General features: G+C 31.6%; 19 protein-coding genes. 10 read left to right on the forward strand and 9 right to left on the reverse strand.

Annotated features, from left to right (window positions below):
• Positions 1-64: 64 nt before the first annotated feature.
• Complete coding sequence (locus ACZ5LY_RS05890) at positions 65-778, forward strand: metallophosphoesterase (protein WP_013413189.1); 714 nt, start codon at positions 65-67, stop codon at positions 776-778.
• Positions 775-3,375: an ATP-dependent helicase gene (locus ACZ5LY_RS05895; protein WP_464577388.1), complete on the forward strand. Its 2,601-nt coding sequence runs from the start codon at positions 775-777 to the stop codon at positions 3,373-3,375. The genes ACZ5LY_RS05890 and ACZ5LY_RS05895 overlap by 4 nt, the downstream gene beginning before the upstream one ends.
• On the opposite strand, the gene tsaA is transcribed toward ACZ5LY_RS05895, so the two are convergent.
• Positions 3,353-3,730: a tRNA (N6-threonylcarbamoyladenosine(37)-N6)-methyltransferase TrmO gene (tsaA, locus tag ACZ5LY_RS05900; RefSeq protein WP_013413191.1), complete on the reverse strand. Its 378-nt coding sequence runs from the start codon at positions 3,728-3,730 to the stop codon at positions 3,353-3,355. The genes ACZ5LY_RS05895 and tsaA overlap by 23 nt on opposite strands.
• 36 nt (positions 3,731-3,766) lie before the next feature.
• Between tsaA and ACZ5LY_RS05905 the strand changes: the two genes are divergently transcribed.
• The 4 genes from ACZ5LY_RS05905 to rtcA are packed head-to-tail and all read left to right on the forward strand — an operon-like array spanning position 3,767 to position 7,822.
• Entirely contained in the window at positions 3,767-5,146 is a 1,380-nt protein-coding gene (locus ACZ5LY_RS05905; protein WP_048060527.1) for an NAD(P)/FAD-dependent oxidoreductase, read from the forward strand.
• A 25-nt stretch (positions 5,147-5,171) separates the two neighbouring features.
• Complete coding sequence (locus ACZ5LY_RS05910) at positions 5,172-5,696, forward strand: TIGR00288 family NYN domain-containing protein (RefSeq protein ID WP_013413193.1); 525 nt, start codon at positions 5,172-5,174, stop codon at positions 5,694-5,696.
• A complete protein-coding gene (locus ACZ5LY_RS05915) occupies positions 5,671-6,822 on the forward strand; it encodes a TIGR03576 family pyridoxal phosphate-dependent enzyme (RefSeq protein WP_464577391.1) in 1,152 nt (383 codons plus the stop codon). Before ACZ5LY_RS05910 ends, ACZ5LY_RS05915 begins: the two co-directional genes overlap by 26 nt.
• Entirely contained in the window at positions 6,809-7,822 is a 1,014-nt protein-coding gene (rtcA, locus tag ACZ5LY_RS05920) for an RNA 3'-terminal phosphate cyclase (protein WP_464577393.1), read from the forward strand. The genes ACZ5LY_RS05915 and rtcA overlap by 14 nt, the downstream gene beginning before the upstream one ends.
• Here rtcA and ACZ5LY_RS05925 read toward each other — a convergent pair.
• The 3 genes from ACZ5LY_RS05925 to ACZ5LY_RS05935 all read right to left on the reverse strand — a co-directional run bounded on the left by ACZ5LY_RS05925 (position 7,814) and on the right by ACZ5LY_RS05935 (position 12,215).
• Entirely contained in the window at positions 7,814-8,770 is a 957-nt protein-coding gene (locus ACZ5LY_RS05925) for a biotin--[acetyl-CoA-carboxylase] ligase (protein WP_464577395.1), read from the reverse strand. The genes rtcA and ACZ5LY_RS05925 overlap by 9 nt on opposite strands.
• Positions 8,767-10,257 carry an acetyl-CoA carboxylase biotin carboxylase subunit gene (locus ACZ5LY_RS05930; protein WP_013413197.1) on the reverse strand — a complete coding sequence of 497 codons (1,491 nt, stop codon included), beginning with the start codon at positions 10,255-10,257 and terminating at the stop codon, positions 8,767-8,769. Before ACZ5LY_RS05930 ends, ACZ5LY_RS05925 begins: the two co-directional genes overlap by 4 nt.
• A gap of 533 nt (positions 10,258-10,790) precedes the next feature.
• Entirely contained in the window at positions 10,791-12,215 is a 1,425-nt protein-coding gene (locus ACZ5LY_RS05935) for a hypothetical protein (protein ID WP_464577398.1), read from the reverse strand.
• Between the two features lie 272 nt (positions 12,216-12,487).
• On the opposite strand from ACZ5LY_RS05935, the gene ACZ5LY_RS05940 reads away from it, so the two are divergent.
• Positions 12,488-13,165, forward strand: a complete 678-nt coding sequence (locus ACZ5LY_RS05940) for an METTL5 family protein (RefSeq protein WP_013413199.1) — start codon at positions 12,488-12,490, stop codon at positions 13,163-13,165.
• A 3-nt stretch (positions 13,166-13,168) separates the two neighbouring features.
• Here ACZ5LY_RS05940 and ACZ5LY_RS05945 read toward each other — a convergent pair whose 3' ends face one another.
• Entirely contained in the window at positions 13,169-13,726 is a 558-nt protein-coding gene (locus ACZ5LY_RS05945) for a HEAT repeat domain-containing protein (RefSeq protein ID WP_013413200.1), read from the reverse strand.
• A 110-nt stretch (positions 13,727-13,836) separates the two neighbouring features.
• Between ACZ5LY_RS05945 and cobZ the strand changes: the two genes are divergently transcribed.
• Genes cobZ through ACZ5LY_RS05960 form a run of 3 tightly spaced genes read left to right on the forward strand, consistent with a single transcriptional unit; the run spans position 13,837 to position 16,021 of the window.
• Positions 13,837-14,760 (forward strand): alpha-ribazole phosphatase CobZ, encoded by a 924-nt coding sequence (cobZ, locus tag ACZ5LY_RS05950; protein ID WP_245526738.1) that lies wholly within the window; start codon positions 13,837-13,839, stop codon positions 14,758-14,760.
• Between the two features lie 8 nt (positions 14,761-14,768).
• Positions 14,769-15,500 (forward strand): adenosylcobinamide-GDP ribazoletransferase, encoded by a 732-nt coding sequence (gene cobS / locus ACZ5LY_RS05955; RefSeq protein WP_013413202.1) that lies wholly within the window; start codon positions 14,769-14,771, stop codon positions 15,498-15,500.
• Positions 15,497-16,021: a tRNA (cytidine(56)-2'-O)-methyltransferase gene (locus ACZ5LY_RS05960; RefSeq protein WP_013413203.1), complete on the forward strand. Its 525-nt coding sequence runs from the start codon at positions 15,497-15,499 to the stop codon at positions 16,019-16,021. Before cobS ends, ACZ5LY_RS05960 begins: the two co-directional genes overlap by 4 nt.
• On the opposite strand, the gene ACZ5LY_RS05965 is transcribed toward ACZ5LY_RS05960, so the two are convergent.
• The 4 genes from ACZ5LY_RS05965 to rplJ are packed head-to-tail and all read right to left on the reverse strand — an operon-like array spanning position 16,013 to position 20,409.
• On the reverse strand, positions 16,013-16,504 hold the full coding sequence (locus tag ACZ5LY_RS05965; RefSeq protein ID WP_013413204.1) for a fumarate hydratase C-terminal domain-containing protein: 492 nt from the start codon (positions 16,502-16,504) through the stop codon (positions 16,013-16,015). The two genes, ACZ5LY_RS05960 and ACZ5LY_RS05965, sit on opposite strands and share 9 nt — an antisense overlap.
• Positions 16,501-17,640 carry a tyrosine decarboxylase MfnA gene (mfnA, locus tag ACZ5LY_RS05970; protein ID WP_464577402.1) on the reverse strand — a complete coding sequence of 380 codons (1,140 nt, stop codon included), beginning with the start codon at positions 17,638-17,640 and terminating at the stop codon, positions 16,501-16,503. The genes ACZ5LY_RS05965 and mfnA overlap by 4 nt, the downstream gene beginning before the upstream one ends.
• A complete protein-coding gene (gene ppsA, locus ACZ5LY_RS05975) occupies positions 17,618-19,918 on the reverse strand; it encodes a phosphoenolpyruvate synthase (RefSeq protein WP_464577404.1) in 2,301 nt (766 codons plus the stop codon). The genes mfnA and ppsA overlap by 23 nt, the downstream gene beginning before the upstream one ends.
• Positions 19,918-20,409, reverse strand: a complete 492-nt coding sequence (gene rplJ / locus ACZ5LY_RS05980) for a 50S ribosomal protein L16 (RefSeq protein ID WP_013413207.1) — start codon at positions 20,407-20,409, stop codon at positions 19,918-19,920. The genes ppsA and rplJ overlap by 1 nt, the downstream gene beginning before the upstream one ends.
• Between the last annotated feature and the right edge of the window lie 5 nt (positions 20,410-20,414).

The raw sequence follows: 20,414 nt of genomic DNA on the forward strand, positions 1-20,414 counted from the left end.
TTTATCTTTAACATAGTAAACAACATTAAATTTTTGATTAATTTAGACTATTTTGGAGATCACTATGAAAATACTTCCTAAAGTTGAAATAGTTGATCTCAGTTTAAAAATTGATGATTACATAGTAATAGCAGATTTACATTTGGGATATGAGGAATATTTGCGTAATACTGGGATGTTTATACCTAACTTCCAAATAGATTTAATAATCGACAGGATAGAAAGAATAAGAAAAATCACAAAATCAAAAAAACTTATCATAAACGGTGATTTGAAACATGAATTTGGAAAGTTAAGTTTTCAAGAATCAACAGAATTAGAAAATTTTCTAAAATATGCAAAAGATAAATTTAAGAAAATTGTTTTGGTTAAAGGAAATCATGACCCATTACTTCCGTATTTAAATATAGACCTGAAGATTGTTGATAGTATAAAAATAAAAGATTACCTTATAGTTCATGGCCATGAAATACCAGAAAAATTAGCACCAAATATTATAATAGGACATGAACATCCATGTATAGGTCTCAGACATGGAGGAAGAGTAGAGAAAGTTAAATGTTTTCTTAAATGCAAATTTAAAAATAGGAATCTCATTGTAATGCCTTCATTTAATTTTGTTACAGAAGGATCTGATATTCTCCAAAGTAATTTTTTATCACCATTTCTCAAAAAAATTGATGTAGATGAATGCAATGTTTATGTTGTTGAAGATTTTGAAGTATTTGAATTTGGTAAAGTTAAAGATATAATAAAATTACAGGCAGATGAACTATGATTGTGAAACAAGAAAGAAAATATTCAGATGCAGAAATTCATAATATACTGCACCCTTGGGTAAGTAAGTGGTTTAAAAAAACATTTAAAACATTTACACAGTCACAAAGATTAGCTGTACCAGAAATCCATAAGGGAAAAAATGTTTTAGTTTCTTCACCCACAGGATCTGGAAAAACTTTAACTGCATTTTTATCTGTAATAAGTGAATTATGTAGGTTATCAGAGCGTGGAAAGTTAAAAGATAAGGTATATTGTATATATATTTCTCCATTGAGAGCTTTAGACAATGATATAGAAAAAAATCTTGAAAAACCTTTAGAAGAAATTAAAAAAATTGCTAAAAAAGATAATCATGATTTAAATATAAGAAAAGCTGTACGTACTGGTGATACACCACAATCTAAACGGTCAGCAATGCTTAGAAATCCTCCACATATTTTAATAACTACTCCTGAAACCCTGGCAATATTACTTACAGCTCCTAAATTTCGAAATAAACTTTCTGAAGTTAAATGGGTTATAGTGGATGAAATACATGCTTTAGCTGAAAATAAAAGAGGAGTACATTTATCTCTTTCTTTAGAAAGACTTCAACAAATAGCAGGGAATTTCACACGTATAGGATTATCAGCCACTGTGAATCCTTTAAAAGAAATTGCTAAGTTTTTAGTTGGTTATGAAGGTGAAAGATCTAGAGATTGTGTAATCGTGGATGTGGATTATAGAAAAAAATTAGATATTGAAGTTATATCACCAGTTAAAGACATCGTTGCTGCAGACCCTGAAGAAGTGAACAAATCTCTCTATGAAAAGCTTGATGAATTGATAAGTCAACATAAAACTACTTTAATCTTTACAAATACAAGAAGTGGAACTGAGGCTATAGTATATAATTTGAAAAAAAGATTTCCAGAAAAATATTCCGATGAAAATATAATGGCTCACCATTCTTCCCTTTCTAGAGAAGTTAGGCATAAAGTTGAAGAAAAACTTAAGAATGGTGAATTAAAAGCTGTAGTTTCATCTACATCCCTTGAATTAGGTATTGATATAGGTTACATTGATCTTGTTATTTTAGTCACTTCTCCAAAATCTGTGTCACGTGCACTTCAAAGGATAGGAAGAAGTGGACATAAGTTACATGAAAAATCTAAAGGCAGAATACTTGTTGTAGATAGGGATGATTTAGTTGAATGTTCATTATTGCTTAAGAATGCGTTAGAAGGTAAAATTGATAAAATACACATACCTAAAAATTGTCTTGACGTATTAGCTCAGCATATTTATGGTATGGCCATTGAGCATCCATGGGATATTGATCATGCATTTCATGTAATAAAAAATAGTTATTGTTACAGAAATTTAAGTAAAAAAGATTATATGCGTGTTTTAAAATATTTAGCAGGGGAGTATTCTGATCTAGAACAAAAAGATGTATATGCAAAAATCTGGTTAAATTATGAAGAAAACAGATTTGGTAGGCGTGGAAAATTAGCAAGAATGTTATATTCTACAAATGTTGGAACAATTCCTGATACTAGTTCTGTAGTTGTTAAATGTAAAGGAAAAATTGTTGGACGTATTGAAGAAGAATTTATGGAAAGGTTACATAAAGGTGACACTTTTGTACTTGGAGGAAAAGTTTACAGATTCAATTATGCAAGAGGAATGACTGTTAATGTAACTCCTGCTGATGCTTTACCCACAATACCTTCATGGTTTTCAGAACAACTACCATTGTCTTTTGATTTAGCAATGAAAATTCAATATTTCAGGGCAATGATGGAAACAAAATTTAGGATGGGAAAAACTAAAGATGAAATCTTAAATTTCATACAAAAATTTCTATATGTAGATAAAAATGCTGCATATTCAATATATCGCTATTTCCAAGAACAATATCTTTATGCAGAAATTCCGCATGCAAAAAAATTATTAATAGAATATTATGAAGGTTTTGGTGGTAAAAAATTTGTAATATTCCATAGTTTATTTGGTAGACGTGTTAATGAAGCTTTATCGAGGGCAATTGCGTATTTAGTATCAAAAGAATATAAAAAGGATGTAGCAATGTCTATATTAGACAACGGATTTTATTTACGCTCAGATGGTAAATTAAGGGTTATGAAGGCTCTCAAAAAATTAAAACCAAGTAATTTTAGAGATATATTATTGAAAGCCATTGACAAAACTGAAATATTGGTAAATCGTTTTAGACATTGTGCTGGGCGATCATTGATGATATTAAGAAGATACAAAGGTAGGGAAAAATCAGTTGGTAGACAACAAGTCAAAAGTAGGATATTGTTGAAATTTATTAAAAGATTAGACCCCGATTTTCCAATTTTAAAAGAAGCAAAAAGAGAAGTCATAGAAGATTATATGGATGTTAAAAATGCAACAAAAGTTGTTAAATGGATAAATAATGGTGATATACAAATAAAAGAAATAAATACCAAAATACCATCTCCATTTGCCTTTAACATTGTTGCACAAAGTTATTTAGATGTACTAAAATATGATGAAAGAAGAGAATTTATAAAAAGAATGCATCAAGCAATCGTAGAAAAAATTAAATCGAATCAAGATCTTTAAAGTATGGTTTTATGTCTATTATTGGTGATCCATTTAATGCATCTAACCATTTAACAATTAGTTTATTTCCCTCCACTTTTTCTAATTTAACTAAACACATGCCAATTGGATTTGGTCTGTCTGGAGACCTTGTTGCAAACACTCCTCCTCTTTTAACCACCAAAACATCTCTATTTCCTCTATCCATCCAATAAAGCACGATAAGGTATTTATATTTTTCGATGCCTTTTAATCCATCCCTATATTTTTTAAATATTTTTATAATGCTTTTATTTTCACTACGTCTCCCTTGTCTTGGGGCTTCTTTTCTTTTATTATATTGAGATTTTACGATGCCTATCGGATATAATTCCATACTTTTATATTTTTCTTTTTTACAAATAATATGTTTATGAAAACCGATGTTGTAATAATTGGTGCAGGTCCTGCAGGACTTCTTGCAGCTAATGAATTAAGTGATTATTTTAATGTAATTGTCATTGATAAAGGAAAAGACATTGATAAAAGGGTTTGTTTAGCATTAAAAGATGGTAAATGTAGAAGATGTTCACCATGCAATATAATGAGTGGCATGGGTGGTGCTGGAGGACTATCTGATGGAAAACTAAATTTAGATCCTAATATTGGTGGAAATTTGACAGAATTTGTATCAAAAAAAGAGGCTATGGAACTCATAAGAGAAGTGGATGAATTTTTTGTAAAGCATGGTGCTCCAAAAAAATTATATATCCCCAATGAAGATAAAGCTTTAGAAATTTCAAAAAAAGCTGCAGCTCATGGAATAAAATTTATACCTATTGTACAAAGACATATAGGGTCTGATAGGACACAAAAAGTCATTAAATCTATTAAAAATGACTTAGAAAGTAGAGGAGTAAAATTTATTTTAGAAACCGAAGTGTTAAAAATTATTTGTGATAAAAATAAAGTTAAAGGTGTATTAGTAAGAAAAGGAAATAAAAAGTTTGAGATAGAATGTAAGTATTTAATAGCAGCTCCTGGTAGAGGTGGCATGAGATGGTTTTCAAAAGAATTAAAAAATCTAGGAATACCTGTTAAGCATAATCCTGTTGATATAGGTGTTAGGGTCGAAGTACCACATATCGTTATGGATCCTGTAACTTCAGTTACTTGGGATCCAAAATTTCATATAATAACAAAAACTTATGATGATTTTGTAAGAACTTTTTGTGTATGCAATAGAGGTTTTGTGGTAGAAGAAGTTTATGATAATTTTATAGGTGTAAATGGACATTCAATGCAGCATAAAAAATCTGAGAACACTAATTTTGCATTTTTAGTGAATGTTAAACTTACAGAACCTATAGAGAATACATCAGCTTATGCATCTTCAATAGCAAGAACTTCAACTACTCTCGGTGGAGGAAAACCTCTTATACAAAGATTGGGTGATCTGAGAAAAGGCAGAAGGTCTACATGGAAAAGAATAAAAAGGAGTAATGTAAATCCTACTTTGAAACATGTAACACCTGGAGATATAGCCATGGCATATCCATATAGGATAATCAAAAATATAATAGAAGGATTAGAAATGCTTGACAATGTTGTTCCAGGCGTGGCATCTGATTCAACATTACTTTATGCACCTGAAATTAAATTATATGCAATGAGAGTCATGACTGATTCTAAAATGAGAACAAAAATAGAAGGATTATATGCCGTGGGAGATGGTGCTGGAGTATCTAGAGGCATAGTTGGAGCTGCAGTAACTGGAATAATAGCTGCAAGGTCAATAATAGCTGAAACATGAAAGTTAAATTTTTGGAGGATTGGTAATGCCACCTCTTGACAAAATATCTAGTTTAAAGGAATATATTCCAATTAAGAGGAAAAAGAAAAAAGAAGGAGCAGGAAATATTGGATTACTGGTTGATGGTCCTAACATGCTTAGAAAAGAATTTAAGTTGAACTTAGAGCAAGTTAAAGAAATTTTATCTGAGTATGGTAATTTAAAGGTTGGGAAAGTTCTTTTAAATCAATATGCTTCCGATAAACTAATTGAGGCAATTTCAAACCAAGGTTTTTCACCTATAGTTGTTGCTGGAGATACTGATGTTTATATGGCCATTGAGGCCATGGAATTAATATATAATCCTAACATAGATATTATCGCATTAATGACACGTGATGCTGATTTTCTACCCATAATAAACAAGGCAAAAGAAAATGGGAAAGAAACTATAGTAATTGGTGCTGAACCAGGCTTTAGCGTTGCTTTAAAAAATGCAGCAGACCATACTATTATATTAAGAAGTAAAAAAGAAGGAAATGAAGATGAGGATAGTAAAAACTCAGGTTGATGAAACCAAAAAAAGAGAAAATGCACTTAGAATCATCAGATCAATGATCAAAAAGAAAGGTAGAGAATCTCTTTTTGACTTAACAGGATTATCAGGCGGATATCCAATTAAAGAAGAAGATATAAAAATTTTGGAGACATATGTAGGACCTGCAATTTTTGAAGAAAAATTACAAGAACTTGGTAAAAAGCACTTGGGTGGAGAAAAAGTTTTAGCTTTTAACAGGACCACTAGCGGTATATTAGCAACGATATTAACTTTTGCAAAGGTTGGAACATATGTTGTTCATTACTTACCCAGGCCACCATCTCATCCATCAATACCAAAAAGCGTTAAATTAGCTGGAGCAAAATACTTAGAATATTATGATGTAAAAGATTTTCCAGATAATACGTCTTTGATTATTATAACTGGAGCTACTATGGATTTAGATGTAATGCCAACTGAAAATTTTGAAAAAATTGTTAAAATGTCTGGAGATATACCTGTGTTTGTTGACGATGCTTCTGGAGCTAGAGTGAGAACAGTATTGTATGGACAACCAACTGCAATTGAATTAGGAGCTGATTTAGTTATAACAAGCACTGATAAATTAATGAATGGCCCTCGTGGAGGTTTAATGTCAGGTAAAAAAGAATTAATCAATAAAATTAAATCTACTGCCCATCAGTTAGGTTTAGAAGCACAACCACCATTAATGGCAGGAATGGTAAGGGCTTTAGAAGAATTTAATCCAAATTTATTAAAAAAATCAATTAAAAGAAAAAGAAAACTTAGGAAATTGCTTGAAAAAGACTTTGAGGGAGTTGAAGAAACACCCACTGGTATAAAAATCGAACCTGAATATTTAAAACAAAAAATAAAGACTGACTTAAGTTCAAAGGATTTGGCATTTTTATTTTCAATGATTTTACTTCGTTCAGGTATTATAACAATCCCTGCAGTAGGAATGCCAGGTGCATCTACTACAATAAGATTAGATTTATCATCAAAGGATGCAGAGAGAATTAAGTTAGAAGAACTCAAGACGATCTTTTTAGATGCCTTTTCAAAATTGAAAGATATTGTCAAGTCACCTGAAAGATGCAAAGAAATAATTTACGGTGCCAAAAATGATCAAAATTGATGGATCATATGGCGAAGGTGGCGGTGCATTAGTAAGGGTAGCAACAGCATTATCAGCATTAACAAAAAAAACAATAAGAATAGACAATATTAGGGCAAATCGTCCAAGAAAAGGTTTATCACACCAACATTTGAATGCAATCGAAGCTGTTTCAAAATTATGTAATGCAGAAGTTGATGGACTAAAATTAGGATCAACCACAATTATTTTTTCTCCAAAAGAATTAGAAGGAGGATCTTTAAATGTTAATATTGGAACGGCTGGAAGCATTGGGTTAGTATTACAAGCTTTGATGATTCCTGCAGCATTTTCAGAATCAAAAACTAAGATAACCATCACTGGGGGAACTGATGTAAAATGGGCCCCCCCTATAGATTACATTTCTAATGTTACATTACCTATATTGAAAAAAATGGGTTACAAAGGAAAAATATCTCTTTTAAGGAGAGGATATTATCCTAAAGGTGGAGGAAAGGTTATAGCAGAAATTAAACCTATAAAAAAATTAAAGCCATTAAAACTTATAGAAAGTGAAATAGAATCTATAGAAGGAATATCTTATGCTAGTAACCTTCCAAAACATGTTGCAGATAGACAAGCAAAGTCTGCTTATAATATACTCAAAAAAACGGGTTTAGATGTAGATATAGATGTAAGGCATGATAATGAATCTTTGTCTCCAGGTTCAGGCATTGTTTTATGGGCAAAAGGAAACACAAGGATTGGTAGTAGTTCATTAGGAGAAAGAGGTAAAAGAGCTGAAATAGTTGGCAAAGAAGCTGCTAAAGAATTATTGAATTTTTTAAATTCTGGAGCTCCTCTAGATAAATATATGGGTGATCAAATAATACCTTATATTTCACTGACAGAAAATTCCAAGGTCAGGACTGCTGAATTTACATTACATGCACACACAAATGTTTACGTTGTTAAAAAAATTCTTGGAAAGGAGTTAAAAATAGAAAATGGTTTAGGAAAAATTACTACAATTTCAACTTAAGTGTATACATGCACCAGAAAAAATTTTTTTAAGTCTTCCATCATCTAGTTCTAAAATTAAAGCACCATCTTTTGTTACACCAACAGCTTCTCCTCTTATTCTCTTACCAAATTTTTTCCTGATTTCTACGTAACTTCCTATTGTTTTAGATAAGGCTCTCCATTCCTTAAGTATTTCTTGAAATTTTCCAGCTTTGAATTTTTCATATACTTTTTCAAATTCATATAAAAACTCACATAAAACATCTACTAAAGGTACTTCTTTACCTAATTCTTCTTTTATAGATGTTGCACCTTCTTGAAGTTCTATAGGGAAAGATTTTATATCTACATTTATGTCTATTCCAACTCCTACAATGACATATTCAAGAGATTCATTTCTAGAATATGATTCTGTTAATATGCCACAAACTTTTTTATTACCTATCAACACGTCGTTTGGCCATTTGATTCCAACATCTAAATTTTTAAATAATTTTTTCAAAGTTTTGGCAACCGCAACTGCAGTCATTAAAGTTATTTGTGGAGCATTGACAGCTGGAATGTCTGGTTTTAATATTATCGATGTCCAAATTCCTCCTTTGGGAGATATCCATTCTTTGTTTTCTCTTCCTCTTCCTCTGGTTTGGACCTGAGCTAGTACTATTGTGCCTTCTTCTTCACCTTTCTCAGCTAATTTTTTTGCTGTGAGGTTTGTTGAATCAACTATGTCAAAATAATAAATATTTCTTCCAATGTAATTTGTTTTTAATTTAGATTTTATCAATGATGGTAAAAGTAAATTATGAGAATTTTTAAGTTTATATTTATCTTTATGTATTTTTAAATAATTTTTTAATTTTTCTATGATTTTGTCAAATTCTTTTTCATCTATGCCTAATTCAGAAACTATGTCTTTCTTTGAAACTTCTTTTTTTTCATATAAAAAATTTAAAACCTTTTCTTTCATTTATTTTCACCTTTCTTCTGAATATGTGCAATATAGCTACCAATTGCTGCTGTAATAGCAGCCACTTTTTTTGGTGGTAAAAACGTTGAAACTTGTCTAGAAACTCTTTCACGATCTTTCTCTATTATCTTTTTCATTTCCTCTTCAATTCTCTTTTTATGTTGATCCACAAATTGCGTGTGTAATTCTCCTTTTACAAATAAAGGATCTACCATCATAGCTTTATGAAAGGGTATTGTTGTTTTAACACCGATTATTATGTATTCACTTAATGCTCTTCTCATCCTAACAATTGCTTCTTTTCGATTTCTACCCCACACTATAAGTTTTGATATCATTGAATCATAAAAACTGGGTATTTCATAACCCATATAAACTCCACTATCAACTCTTACTCCAATTCCTCCAGGAGACCTATAACCTGTTATTTTCCCAGGACATGGTTGAAAATCTGATAAAGGATCTTCTGCATTTATTCTGCATTCGATTGCATGACCATTAATTTTAACATCTTTTTGTGTTATATTCAATTCTTCTCCAGCAGCTATTTTTATTTGTTCTTTTACGATGTCAATTCCTGTAACGGCTTCAGTTACTGGATGTTCAACTTGTATTCTTGTATTCATTTCAAGAAAATAAAAATTACCATCTGCATACAAAAACTCAAAGGTTCCTGCATTTGTATATCCAATTTCTTTTGTAGCATTGACAACCATAGATCCTATTTTTTCCCTTAATTCTTTATTTACTATAGGGGACGGTGCTTCTTCTATCAATTTTTGATGTCTTCTCTGTATAGAGCATTCTCTATCTCCTAAATGTATAGCATTCCCATGTTCATCTGCAAGTACTTGAAATTCAATATGTCTTGGTTTCTCAAAATATTTTTCAATGTAGACTCTAGAATCTCCAAATACAGATTTTGCAAGAGATTTAGCAGACTCCATGGCTCTTTCCATTTCATCTTCTTCATATACTGTTCTCATTCCTACCCCGCCACCACCTGCAGCAGCTTTTATTATCACAGGATACCCTATTTCATCTGCTATTTTTAAAGCTTTCTTTACGCTTTTCACACCTTTCTCAGTTCCAGGGATGGTAGGTACCCCAACTTTACTCATTAATTTTTTTGCAGCTATTTTATCTCCCATAGTTTTCATTATTGATGCAGATGGACCAATAAATTTTATACCACGCTTTTCACATTCTTTTGGTAATTTAGGATTTTCAGCTAGAAAACCGTATCCTGGATGAATAGCGTCTGCACCTGCTTCTTCAGCTACAGAAACAATTTTTTCGACATTTAAATAACTTTGAGATGGATGAGAACCGCCTATATGATAAGCTTCATCTGCATAATTAGTGAAGAGAGCTTTTTTGTCTGCATCAGAATAAACAGCAACAGTGTTAATATCTAATTCTCTACAGGCTCTCATAACCCGTATGGCTATTTCTCCACGGTTTGCTACAAGTACTTTTTCGAACATGAGAATACATCCTCCTACCTCAAAAACTATAATGGAGTACTCCTCATGGAGCTTTCTGCTTCATCAAGAAAACTTACCTGAGACTATAAGGGCTGTCACATCCTCTCAACAGTATTCTACATGCTAATATATAATTTCTTAGTTTATCCTTATATATTAATCCTTTTGATGTTTCTCTTGGATTTACTTTCTTAACTATCCATCTAGAACCTTCTTTCCAAGCTCATGATTTCTAGCCATATTTCTTATCCTTATCCTTAAATCTTCAACGCATAGGTATATTCATGAAGAAAAGTAATGGATTGATATATAGTTTTCTTAATTTATAGAGTATTTTTGGAGAGGAAAAAGAAGGAGTAAGAGAGAGTTGTGTATTTTTTAGAACAAGTGTTAGTTTTGTACTTCATCTATATAAATACTTTTCTTATTTCATCCTGATAGAAATAAGATCTTTTTTTATGATTGCTATTTTCTTTTCATTTTTTTTAACGAAAATTGTGTTTGTAAAAAAAATAAGATAATATAAAAAAGAATCACCAAATATCAATAAATCTATCTTCATTCCCTGTATATCTAACTTTGTACTTGAATTCCTTTTTTGGGGCTATATATTTATTTATCTCTCTCATTTGTAGATTAAAGCGCTCAATTTCATATTTTATTCTAAGATTCAATAGAATTCCATTCTTTGATGGATTTTTAACAATCATTGTTCCAGATACTGCATATCCTGCCGGATATTTACCAAGATTTATTGTTTTCCTTTCTTTTGGCTTTAGAGTTATTGTTACTTCCTTATAGCCAACTTTCTTTCCATTAACAGGATTTGTGTAAACTGTGATGTAATATTTTATGGTTATTGTCGATGCTCCTAAATTTGTGAGGGTTATATTGTAATTGAATGATTCATAGTGTATATTATTTGGTATATTATTAAAGAAAACATTTGAATAATCTACACTGACACTAGGGTACAGATGCTCCATAGTGTAAAATGCAAGAATATAGATAGCTCCTCCATCTTTTCCAGCCTCATTGTACTTAAATATAGAATTTGTAATTATTAAATCACCATCAGTGACAATAGCGCCACCATCTTCAGTAGCAATATTACTATCAAATATACAATTGTCTATTATTAGATTACCAGGCCAACCATTATCAATGGCGCCACCTTTTTTATTTGCCATATTTTTATTAAATATAGAATTTGTTATTTTTAAATTACCGGCATTATGAATGGCGCCGCCCCAGTAACCAGCACTATTATTCTCAAACTTACATTTATCAATTGTTAAATTACCATTGTATTCATTATAAATGGCACCACCATCATATTTAACTCCTCTGTTCCCTGTAAATAAACATTTAGTTAAATCCATGTAACCTTCATTGTAGATTGCTCCTCCAAGACATGCTAGATTATTCCTAAATATACTTTCTTTAATAGAGGCTATTCTTTTATTAATGATTGCACTTCCTTCATTGTCACTAAATGTACTTCTTGTTATGTTTAGAATACAATGATTAGCAATTGCATCTCCATTGCCCATAAACTCACTATTTGATATTTCCAGGTAGCCATTGTTGTAGATTGCTCCCCCTTCTTCACTAGCATAATTATCCTTAAATTTACAGTTCTCAACCTCTAAATATCCATTATTATCTATTGCACCACCATATTCTCCTTTTCCATTGGTCAATGTTAAATTTATCAACCTTACATTTGCACCGCTGGAAATTATGAATATAGGGCCTTCCCTCTGAGCATCAATTACAACTCCATCCTTATCTTCACCTGCAATAGTTAAATTCTTATCTATCACAATTCCTGAAGCATAATATGTCCCATTATGCAGAAATATTGTTTCTCCAGGATTAGAGTATTTTATTACATCTTTAAAAGTGCCATTCTCAGGATAAACTTCTTTAACTCCATATGCTTGAGAAATTGCCAACAGAACTAGCAATGTTGAGAGGATTAATACAGCTTTAGACTTCGTTTTAACACATCCTTTATTTATACAAAGGGAAGTTATAGTTGCTCTTATTTATAATTTTCGATGTCAAATTTAACATTTACTAATTAATGTTAGAACATTGCTTTAAATTTTAATTTTAATACTGTAAATATAAAACCTACGAAAAAACTAAAAATAATAAGGAGGAATTTAACAAGCTCGTTATTAGTTAAGATAGAATCATTAAATAGAAGATTAGTGTGAAAAGCATGTCAGGAAAAGAGAACATTCCTGTAGAAATATACCGTAAAAAACAACTTGAAATGATACTCCAAAAAGTTCCACAACCATCAAATCCAAAACCAGAGTTAGAACAATATTTAACCCCCGCCAACATAGCTGCAGATTTATTATGGAATGCTAAAATTTTAGGGGACATAAATAAAAAAGTTGTGGTGGATTTAGGTTGTGGTACCGGGATATTTTCTATAGGATCTTCATTATTAGGTGCAAAAAAAGTATTAGGTATAGACATAGACGAAGATGTTATTAAAACTGCAGAATCATTGTCTAGAGAACTTAAATTAAAAAATATTTTGTTTTTGAAAAAAAATGTATTAAAAATTTCAAAAAAAGAAATATTTCAAATTGTGGGTGAAGTAGATACCTTAATTCAAAACCCACCATTCGGTATACAAAAATCTGCTAAAAAAGGAATGGACAAAAAATTCATAAAAAAGGCATTGGAATTATCTAAAGTAATATATTCATTTCATGCAAAAGGCAGTGGATCATTTATCAAAAAATATTTTGAAAAGCATGGAGGCAAAGTGACCCATGTTTTTCAATATACATTTCCAATTCCATGCATATATGAATTCCATAGAGAAGAGATTAAAAATGTTGATGTAATTGTTTTTAGAGTTTTAAATTACTCATTAATTTAAAATCTATTTTTTACTTAAATAATGTTTTGCAATGCGTTTAGCAAATTCAGATCCATTTTTCATTATTTTTTTCATATTTTCCTCAACTTCCTTCCCTCCAATATTCATAAGGGCCCATGCAGCACCTGTTCTTACAAATCCACTTTTATCATCAAGCAATTCAACCAATCTTTTAACTGCAGGTTTATATTTTATTTCACCAATTATCCATGCAGCTGCTCCTCTAACTCTCCAATCTTCATCATCTAATAACTTTGCTAATTTTTTACCAGCATTTTTCCCAATCTTACATAATGCAGTACTTGCTTCTCTTCTCACAATCTTGCTTTCGTCTCTTAATGCATTTATTAGAGGTTCTATAGCCTTGGTATCCCCAATATTGCCAAGAACTCGCGCTGCCCCTGCTCTTATATACTTATTTTCATCTGATAGTGCATCAATTAAATGTGCAACTGCACCATTTCCAATTTCCTCAAGCAATTCCATTGCTTGGGTCCTAACATATTCATCTTTGCTTTTAAGATCAGATATTAACCTTCTGACAGTTTCATCCTTTAACATTTCATTATCCTCCAAACCCAACAACATTAATATTATAAAATTTCCACTTTTATTAATAAAAAATATTTTTTGGAGGATTTTTCAAACCTAAATTTATTTCGGTGATAAAAGTGTGTAAAGATATAGATGCTATCCCATGGATCAAAAAAACAAAAAGAACGATATATTTATATAGAGACAAAGGATTTTCAACAATTGGAGTCTGTGACTTAAACATGGACATTGAAAATGTTAAGAAAGTTATCTATACAAGAAAAAGTAAATTGAGCGTAGATAAAAATACAAAAGGGTGTTTAAGGGGTTTTAACAATTATTGTTTAGAAACTACAAAAAATTTTAATTTTATAGTTTTCTTCAATGAAGAAGAACCTATTTTTGATGTCATGTTAATACTAAACAAAACCTTAGACAAGCGAGAGATGATAAAATGTTTTAAAATAACTGTGGAAACATTGAAAAATATTTTAAAGGAAAAGGATTTTGAAATTAGGAATATATTGATAATATCACCGGTTAAGATGCAGAAAATTACTACAGATAAAATCTTTTCAAAATTAGAAGATATAGCTGAGGATGTCTTTAAAAAAGTTTTAAGAAAAGTTAAAACGAAGAAAATACATGAATATCTCAAAGATTTTGGAATAAGTATTGAAAAATTGGTAGATGCTGGTATGGAACTTTGTGTAGGCGTTGAAACTACTGAAAAATTACGTAATAAACTAAAACATCAAATAAATAAGGCATTGGATGATATAAATGTAGTAACATTAATTATGGCTGCTATGCGGGTGGAAGAAGATTTCCATTTTTACAGAATTGAAGGTTTTAATATTGATGATGATCCTGCATACTTATATACAGATGAAGTTTTTGGAATGGCTATAGCAAATCAAATTGCAGGAACAAAAGCAATTTTTAATTTTAAAAGATATGATGAAGAAAAACCAGGAATAATATCCAAATTACCACCATTAATGGACGATGTTGTAGCTGGTTTAATTGCAGGTTGCATGTCAAAAATATTTGAAGAATAGGTGAAACCATGAAAAGACTTCTTGGTTTAATATCATTTTCAACAAAAATACCTACAGGTGTGCATTTACCTGCTAGTGATATAGCAGTCTATACATGGTTTTGGCCAGTGATAGGTTGCATGATAGGAGTATTTGTTGGAGTTGTAGGATATTTTTCAAGATTTTTATTTCATCCTTTACTTTCTGCAGCCATAACTTATGCATTTACCCTATGGTTCACAGGGTTTCATCATTTAGATGGTTTAATTGACGTAGGCGATGCAATGATGGTTCATTCTACTCCAGAAAAAAGAATAGAAGTTATGAGAGATCTAAAAGTTGGCGTGGGTGGTATTTCACTGTTCTTTTTAATTGGGATAATGACGATTTTATCAATTTATCCGATACCGTTTAGTAAAATTTTTCAATGCCTAGTTGTTTCTGAAATGAGTGCAAAATTAGGTATAGTTTCTTGCTGTACAATTTCTAGGCCATATATTAATGGAACAGGACGTCATTTCATAAAAAACATGAATGCAAGAAAATTTTTCTTGTCAATAACATTAACTATATTAATAGCATTTGCTATATTGAGATATACTGGTATTTTAGGAGTAGTGGGTGGAATAATTGCTGGCATAGTAGTAGGGATATATAGTAGAATTTATTTTAGGTGGGCCACAGGCGATGTCTTAGGAGCATCCAATGAAATTGCAAGAATGGTTTCTTTAATGTTTATGAATTTAGAGGGCCTTACATGATAGCAGTGTTAAGATTAGGTCATAGGAAAAAGAGAGATGCTAGAGTAACTACCCATGTATGCCTCGCTGCAAGGGCATTTGGTGCATCAAAAATAATATTAAGTGGCGAAAAGGATGAAAAACTTATAAAAAATGTTGAAGACGTTGTTGAAAGATGGGGAGGACCATTTAGTATTGAATATTGTAAAAATTGGAGAAAAGTAATTAAAAATTGGAAATCAAAAGGTGGTGAAGTAATTCATTTAACAATGTATGGGTTGCCAGTTCAAAAAGTCATTGACAAATTGAAAAACGATAAAGATAAACTAATTGTAGTTGGTAGTTCAAAAGTACCTGGAGAAGTCTTTGAGCTTGCTGATTGGAATGTAGCAGTTACAAATCAACCTCACTCAGAGGTATCATCGCTTGCAGTTTTTTTACACATGTTTTTTGAAGGTTCTGAATTAGAAAAGAAATTTAAAAATGCAAAAATAAAAATAATACCATCTAAAAAAGGTAAAAAGATTATAGAATTAAAATAAAGACTTTCCATTAGCAACTGCAACAATTCCAGGTATTCCCTCCACTTTAAGTTTAAATATGGCTTCCATCCCTTCTTCAGGAAAAGCAACAACTTCTTTTGATATTATTTTATCAGTTAAATATGCAGAAATTGGAGGTGTAATAACAAATGCACCACAATATCTATTTATTGCATCTACAGTTTCTTTTTTGAGGTATCCTTTACCTATGTGTATTCTAGCACCTTTTTTTACTAAATACGGAATATTTTCTTCAATCTCTTTTTTGTTACTGCTTGTTGGACCTATACCGGCAGGCGTTACAGCTGTATGCATTATTACAGATCCCTCAATATTAAACAATTCCTTTTTATTTTTAAGATATTTGACAAGCTTAGGAAGCGCTGCATCCCTTCCTGTGTAAATATATCCATAAATTGATACTTTGTCACCAACTTTTAATTTTTTGATGTCTTTTTTCTTTACAGGTGTGTTTATTATCAAATAACATCCTCCAAATCTTCAATAAATTTTTTCACATGATCTTTAGTTATATGTGGCATTACAACAATCCTAATTGCATCTAAATTTTTAGAAACGGAGACTAACCATCCAAGATTTTCTAGTTTTTTTGCAACTTCATAAGTATCTCCAGGATCAAATGCCACGATATTTAGCTCAGGTTTTGTAATTAAATCAAGGCCGATTTTAGAGATTTTTTTAGCAAGAAATTTTGTTGTTTCCATGCATTCCCTAACAACTTTTCTATAACCTTCTCTACCCATATATTTCAGCATTGCCCAAGTAGCTGCTACAGATGCGCCAGTTCTCGTACCTACAATTGTAGATTGTCGTTCTTCAGTTAAATAAGGTGTGTACACACTTTGAACATCGATGTATTCCTTTTTTCTAAATAAAATACCACCTGCAGGCACTGGAACTAATCCCATTTTGTGGGGATCTATAGTTATTGAAGATACACCTCCCAACTTAAAATCAAAGTCTGGTAATTTGTAGCCAATATCTTTCAAAAAAGGTATTACAAAACCTCCAAATGCAGCATCAACATGTAAATATATATTTTCATCTTCACATAATTTTGAGAGTTCTGGTATTGGATCAACTTTTCCAAGTTCTGTAGTACCGGCTATACCTACAATAGCTACAGTGTTTGAAGTTATTTTGTCTTTAACAGATTCTACATCAACTTTATATTCTTCATCCAATTTTGCAATTTTTAATTTTAAATTTAAAATTTCAGAAGCTTTATTAAACGAAAAATGTGCTGATGCAGGCACAATAATTTCTGGTTTCTCAATGTTACTGATATTCCTTGCAGCCCTCATAGCCATTAAGTTAGCTTCTGTACCTCCTGTAACTATATTACCATATGCTTTTTCTGCATTTAATAGAGATGAGAGCATCTGTATTGTTTCTTTTTCTAAAATAGAGGTTCCTCTAAATAATCCAGGATCTCCCAAGTTGGTTGTTAAAAATTCATAATATACTTTTTTTGCAAATGGATGTGGCTCTGTACACATTGAACCTAATATTTTACCTGAAGAATAACTGCAATCTAATTTTTTATAATTTTTTAATTCTTTGAGCACTTGTTTTTCACTGAGACCTTTTTCCATCATTTTCAAGCATTTTTCTAGCAGCTTTTAATACTAATTTCTTTTCTTGTCTAGCAACAACATCTCTAATTTCTTCAACTGAATCTATATTTGCAGATACACTGTCTATCCCATATTCCACCAATTTCTCTACTATGTGAGGTGTACTTCCTGCCTGACCACAAATACTTGTTTTAACACCGGCCTTCTTACATTTTTTAATTACATTTTTTACTAGTTTCATTACAGCCGGATGTTCCTCACTGTATAGATGTGACACAAGTTCATTATTACGATCAATTGCTAGTACGTATTGTGTCAAGTCGTTTGTCCCTAAACTTACAAAATCAATGCCTGCTTTAATGAAATCATCTATAATCAATGCTGCAGATGGTGTTTCCACCATTATTCCAAATTCTACATCTTTGTGTGGTTCAAGTCCAACTTCTCTAGCAATTTTTTTAGCAGCAATTACTTCATCAGGATGTTGGACAAGAGGTAACATGACGCCGATGTTGTCATATCCTTGCTCACATAGCTTTTTAATAGCTTTAAATTCAGCTTTTAAAATTTCTGGCTCATCTAAATCCCTTCTGATGCCTCTCCATCCAAGCATTGGGTTGTGTTCAAAAGGTTCGTCTTCTCCACCTTCCAACTCTCTGAATTCATCTGTTGGTGCATCTAATGTCCTGTACCATACTGGTTTTGGATAAAACGCATCCACAACCTTCAATATGTTTTTGGCTAATTCTTCAATGAGTTCCTCTTCTTTCCCTTCCATTATAAACTTTTTAGGATGGACACCCATCGATAGTATCATATGTTCTGTTCTTAGGAGTCCTACACCATCTGCACCAGTTGCAGCAGCTTTTTTAGCTGCTTCTGGTATACTTATATTTACTTTTACTTCAGTGGCAGTAATAGGCGGTGTTTTTGTAACAACTTTTTCAACTTCTTTTTCTTTAGCTTCTTCCTTTTTAAGTTTTCCTTTGTATACAATACCTTTTTTTCCATCAACCACTACTTCTTCTCCATCTTTCAGTGTTTTAGTAGCGTTTCCAGTACCTACAACACATGGAATCCCTAATTCCCTTGAAACTATAGCTGCATGGCATGTTACTCCACCTTCATCTGTGACAATTGCACTTGCTTTTTTCATAACAGGAACCATGTCAGGAGTTGTCATTTCAGTGACCAATATGTCACCATGTTTCACTTTATTCAAATGTTCCATACTCTTCACAATTCTTACTTTACCAGAGGCTAGTCCAGGACTTGCACCCAAACCTTTAACTAATATCTCTCTAACTTTTTTACCTTCTTCCTTAACTTTTGGTTTTTCTTTTTTCAATGTAGTTATAGGACGGCTTTGTAAAATGTAAACATTGCCATTTTCGATTGCCCATTCTATATCTTGTGGAAATCCATAATGCTCTTGTATTTTATTTCCAATCTTCATTAATTCTTCTATCTCTTTATCATCCAGCACTCTTTCATTTTGTAATTCTTTAGGTACCTTCTTTTTCACAGTTCCTCCATTTTCTCTAACAAACATTACTTTTTTCTTAGATACTTTGTAGTCTAATATCTCACCAGTTTTTTTATCAACTACAATAGTGTCAGGAATTACAGCACCTGAAACAACCCCTTCTCCAAGTCCCCAAGATGCTTCTATTACCATTACATCTTCACCAGTTGAAGGATGCGCAGTAAACATTACACCAGATTTTTCAGCATCTACCATTTTTTGTACTACAACCGCAATAGAAACTTTAAAATGATCTATATTATTTTGTTCTCGATAAAATATAGCTCTAGCTTCAAATAAAGATGCCCAACATTTTTGAACATTATGTACAACGTTCTTAGCACCTTTTACATTTAAATATGTTTCCTGTTGCCCAGCAAAAGACGCTTCAGGTAAATCTTCTGCAGTAGCAGAAGATCTCACGGCAACATATACCTCATCTTCACCTACTTGTTGACATAATGCATTATAAGATTCAATTATTAATGTCTTAATATGTTCAGGCATTTCAACACTCATTATACTATCTTTTATCTCTTTAGATACTTTTTGAAGTTCTGCAGTATTATTTACATCAACATCTTCCAACAAAGTTCTTATTTTACTATCTAAACCTGTTTCTTCTATAAATTTACGATAACTTTCAGCAGTAACAATAAATCCTGGTGGGACGGGAATACCGGCTTTTGACATTTCACCTAAATTTGCACCTTTACCTCCAGCTAACTCTAAATCATCTTTTGTAATTTCATCAAAAAATGCTACGTATGTCATTATATCTCCCCTTTCACAAGTTCGGCGCCTTTATCAACTACTATCTTGCATGGGGCAGGCAATTTCATTGCAGCTCTTCTGAGAGCTTCTTTAGCATCTTTAAAATTCCTTTTATTAGTTCGAATAGTTGCAACTTTTTGATTTTTCTTTACTATTGCTTCCAAACTTACAGGTTTTCCAAAAGCCTTTCTCATTCCATCTTGGACTCTGTCAGCCCCCGCACCAACAGCCATTGGATTTTCACGTACAATATGGTGTGGATATACTCTTATTTTCAAATGGTATCCTGTTCTTCCGGCTTTTCTTTGTATATATCTATTTGCAGCGACTCTAGCAGCTTCTAAAGCATTATGAGATATTTGTGCAGGTCTTTTAACTACAAGGCTTAAAGATAATTCGAAATCTCCATTTGGATCTCCCATGTCAAATTGTCTTATTTTTGGAGCAGGTATACGCTTGATATATTCTTTACGGGTGTAAGGTCTAACCATTTCTC

The organism is Methanothermus sociabilis, assembly GCF_055392295.1.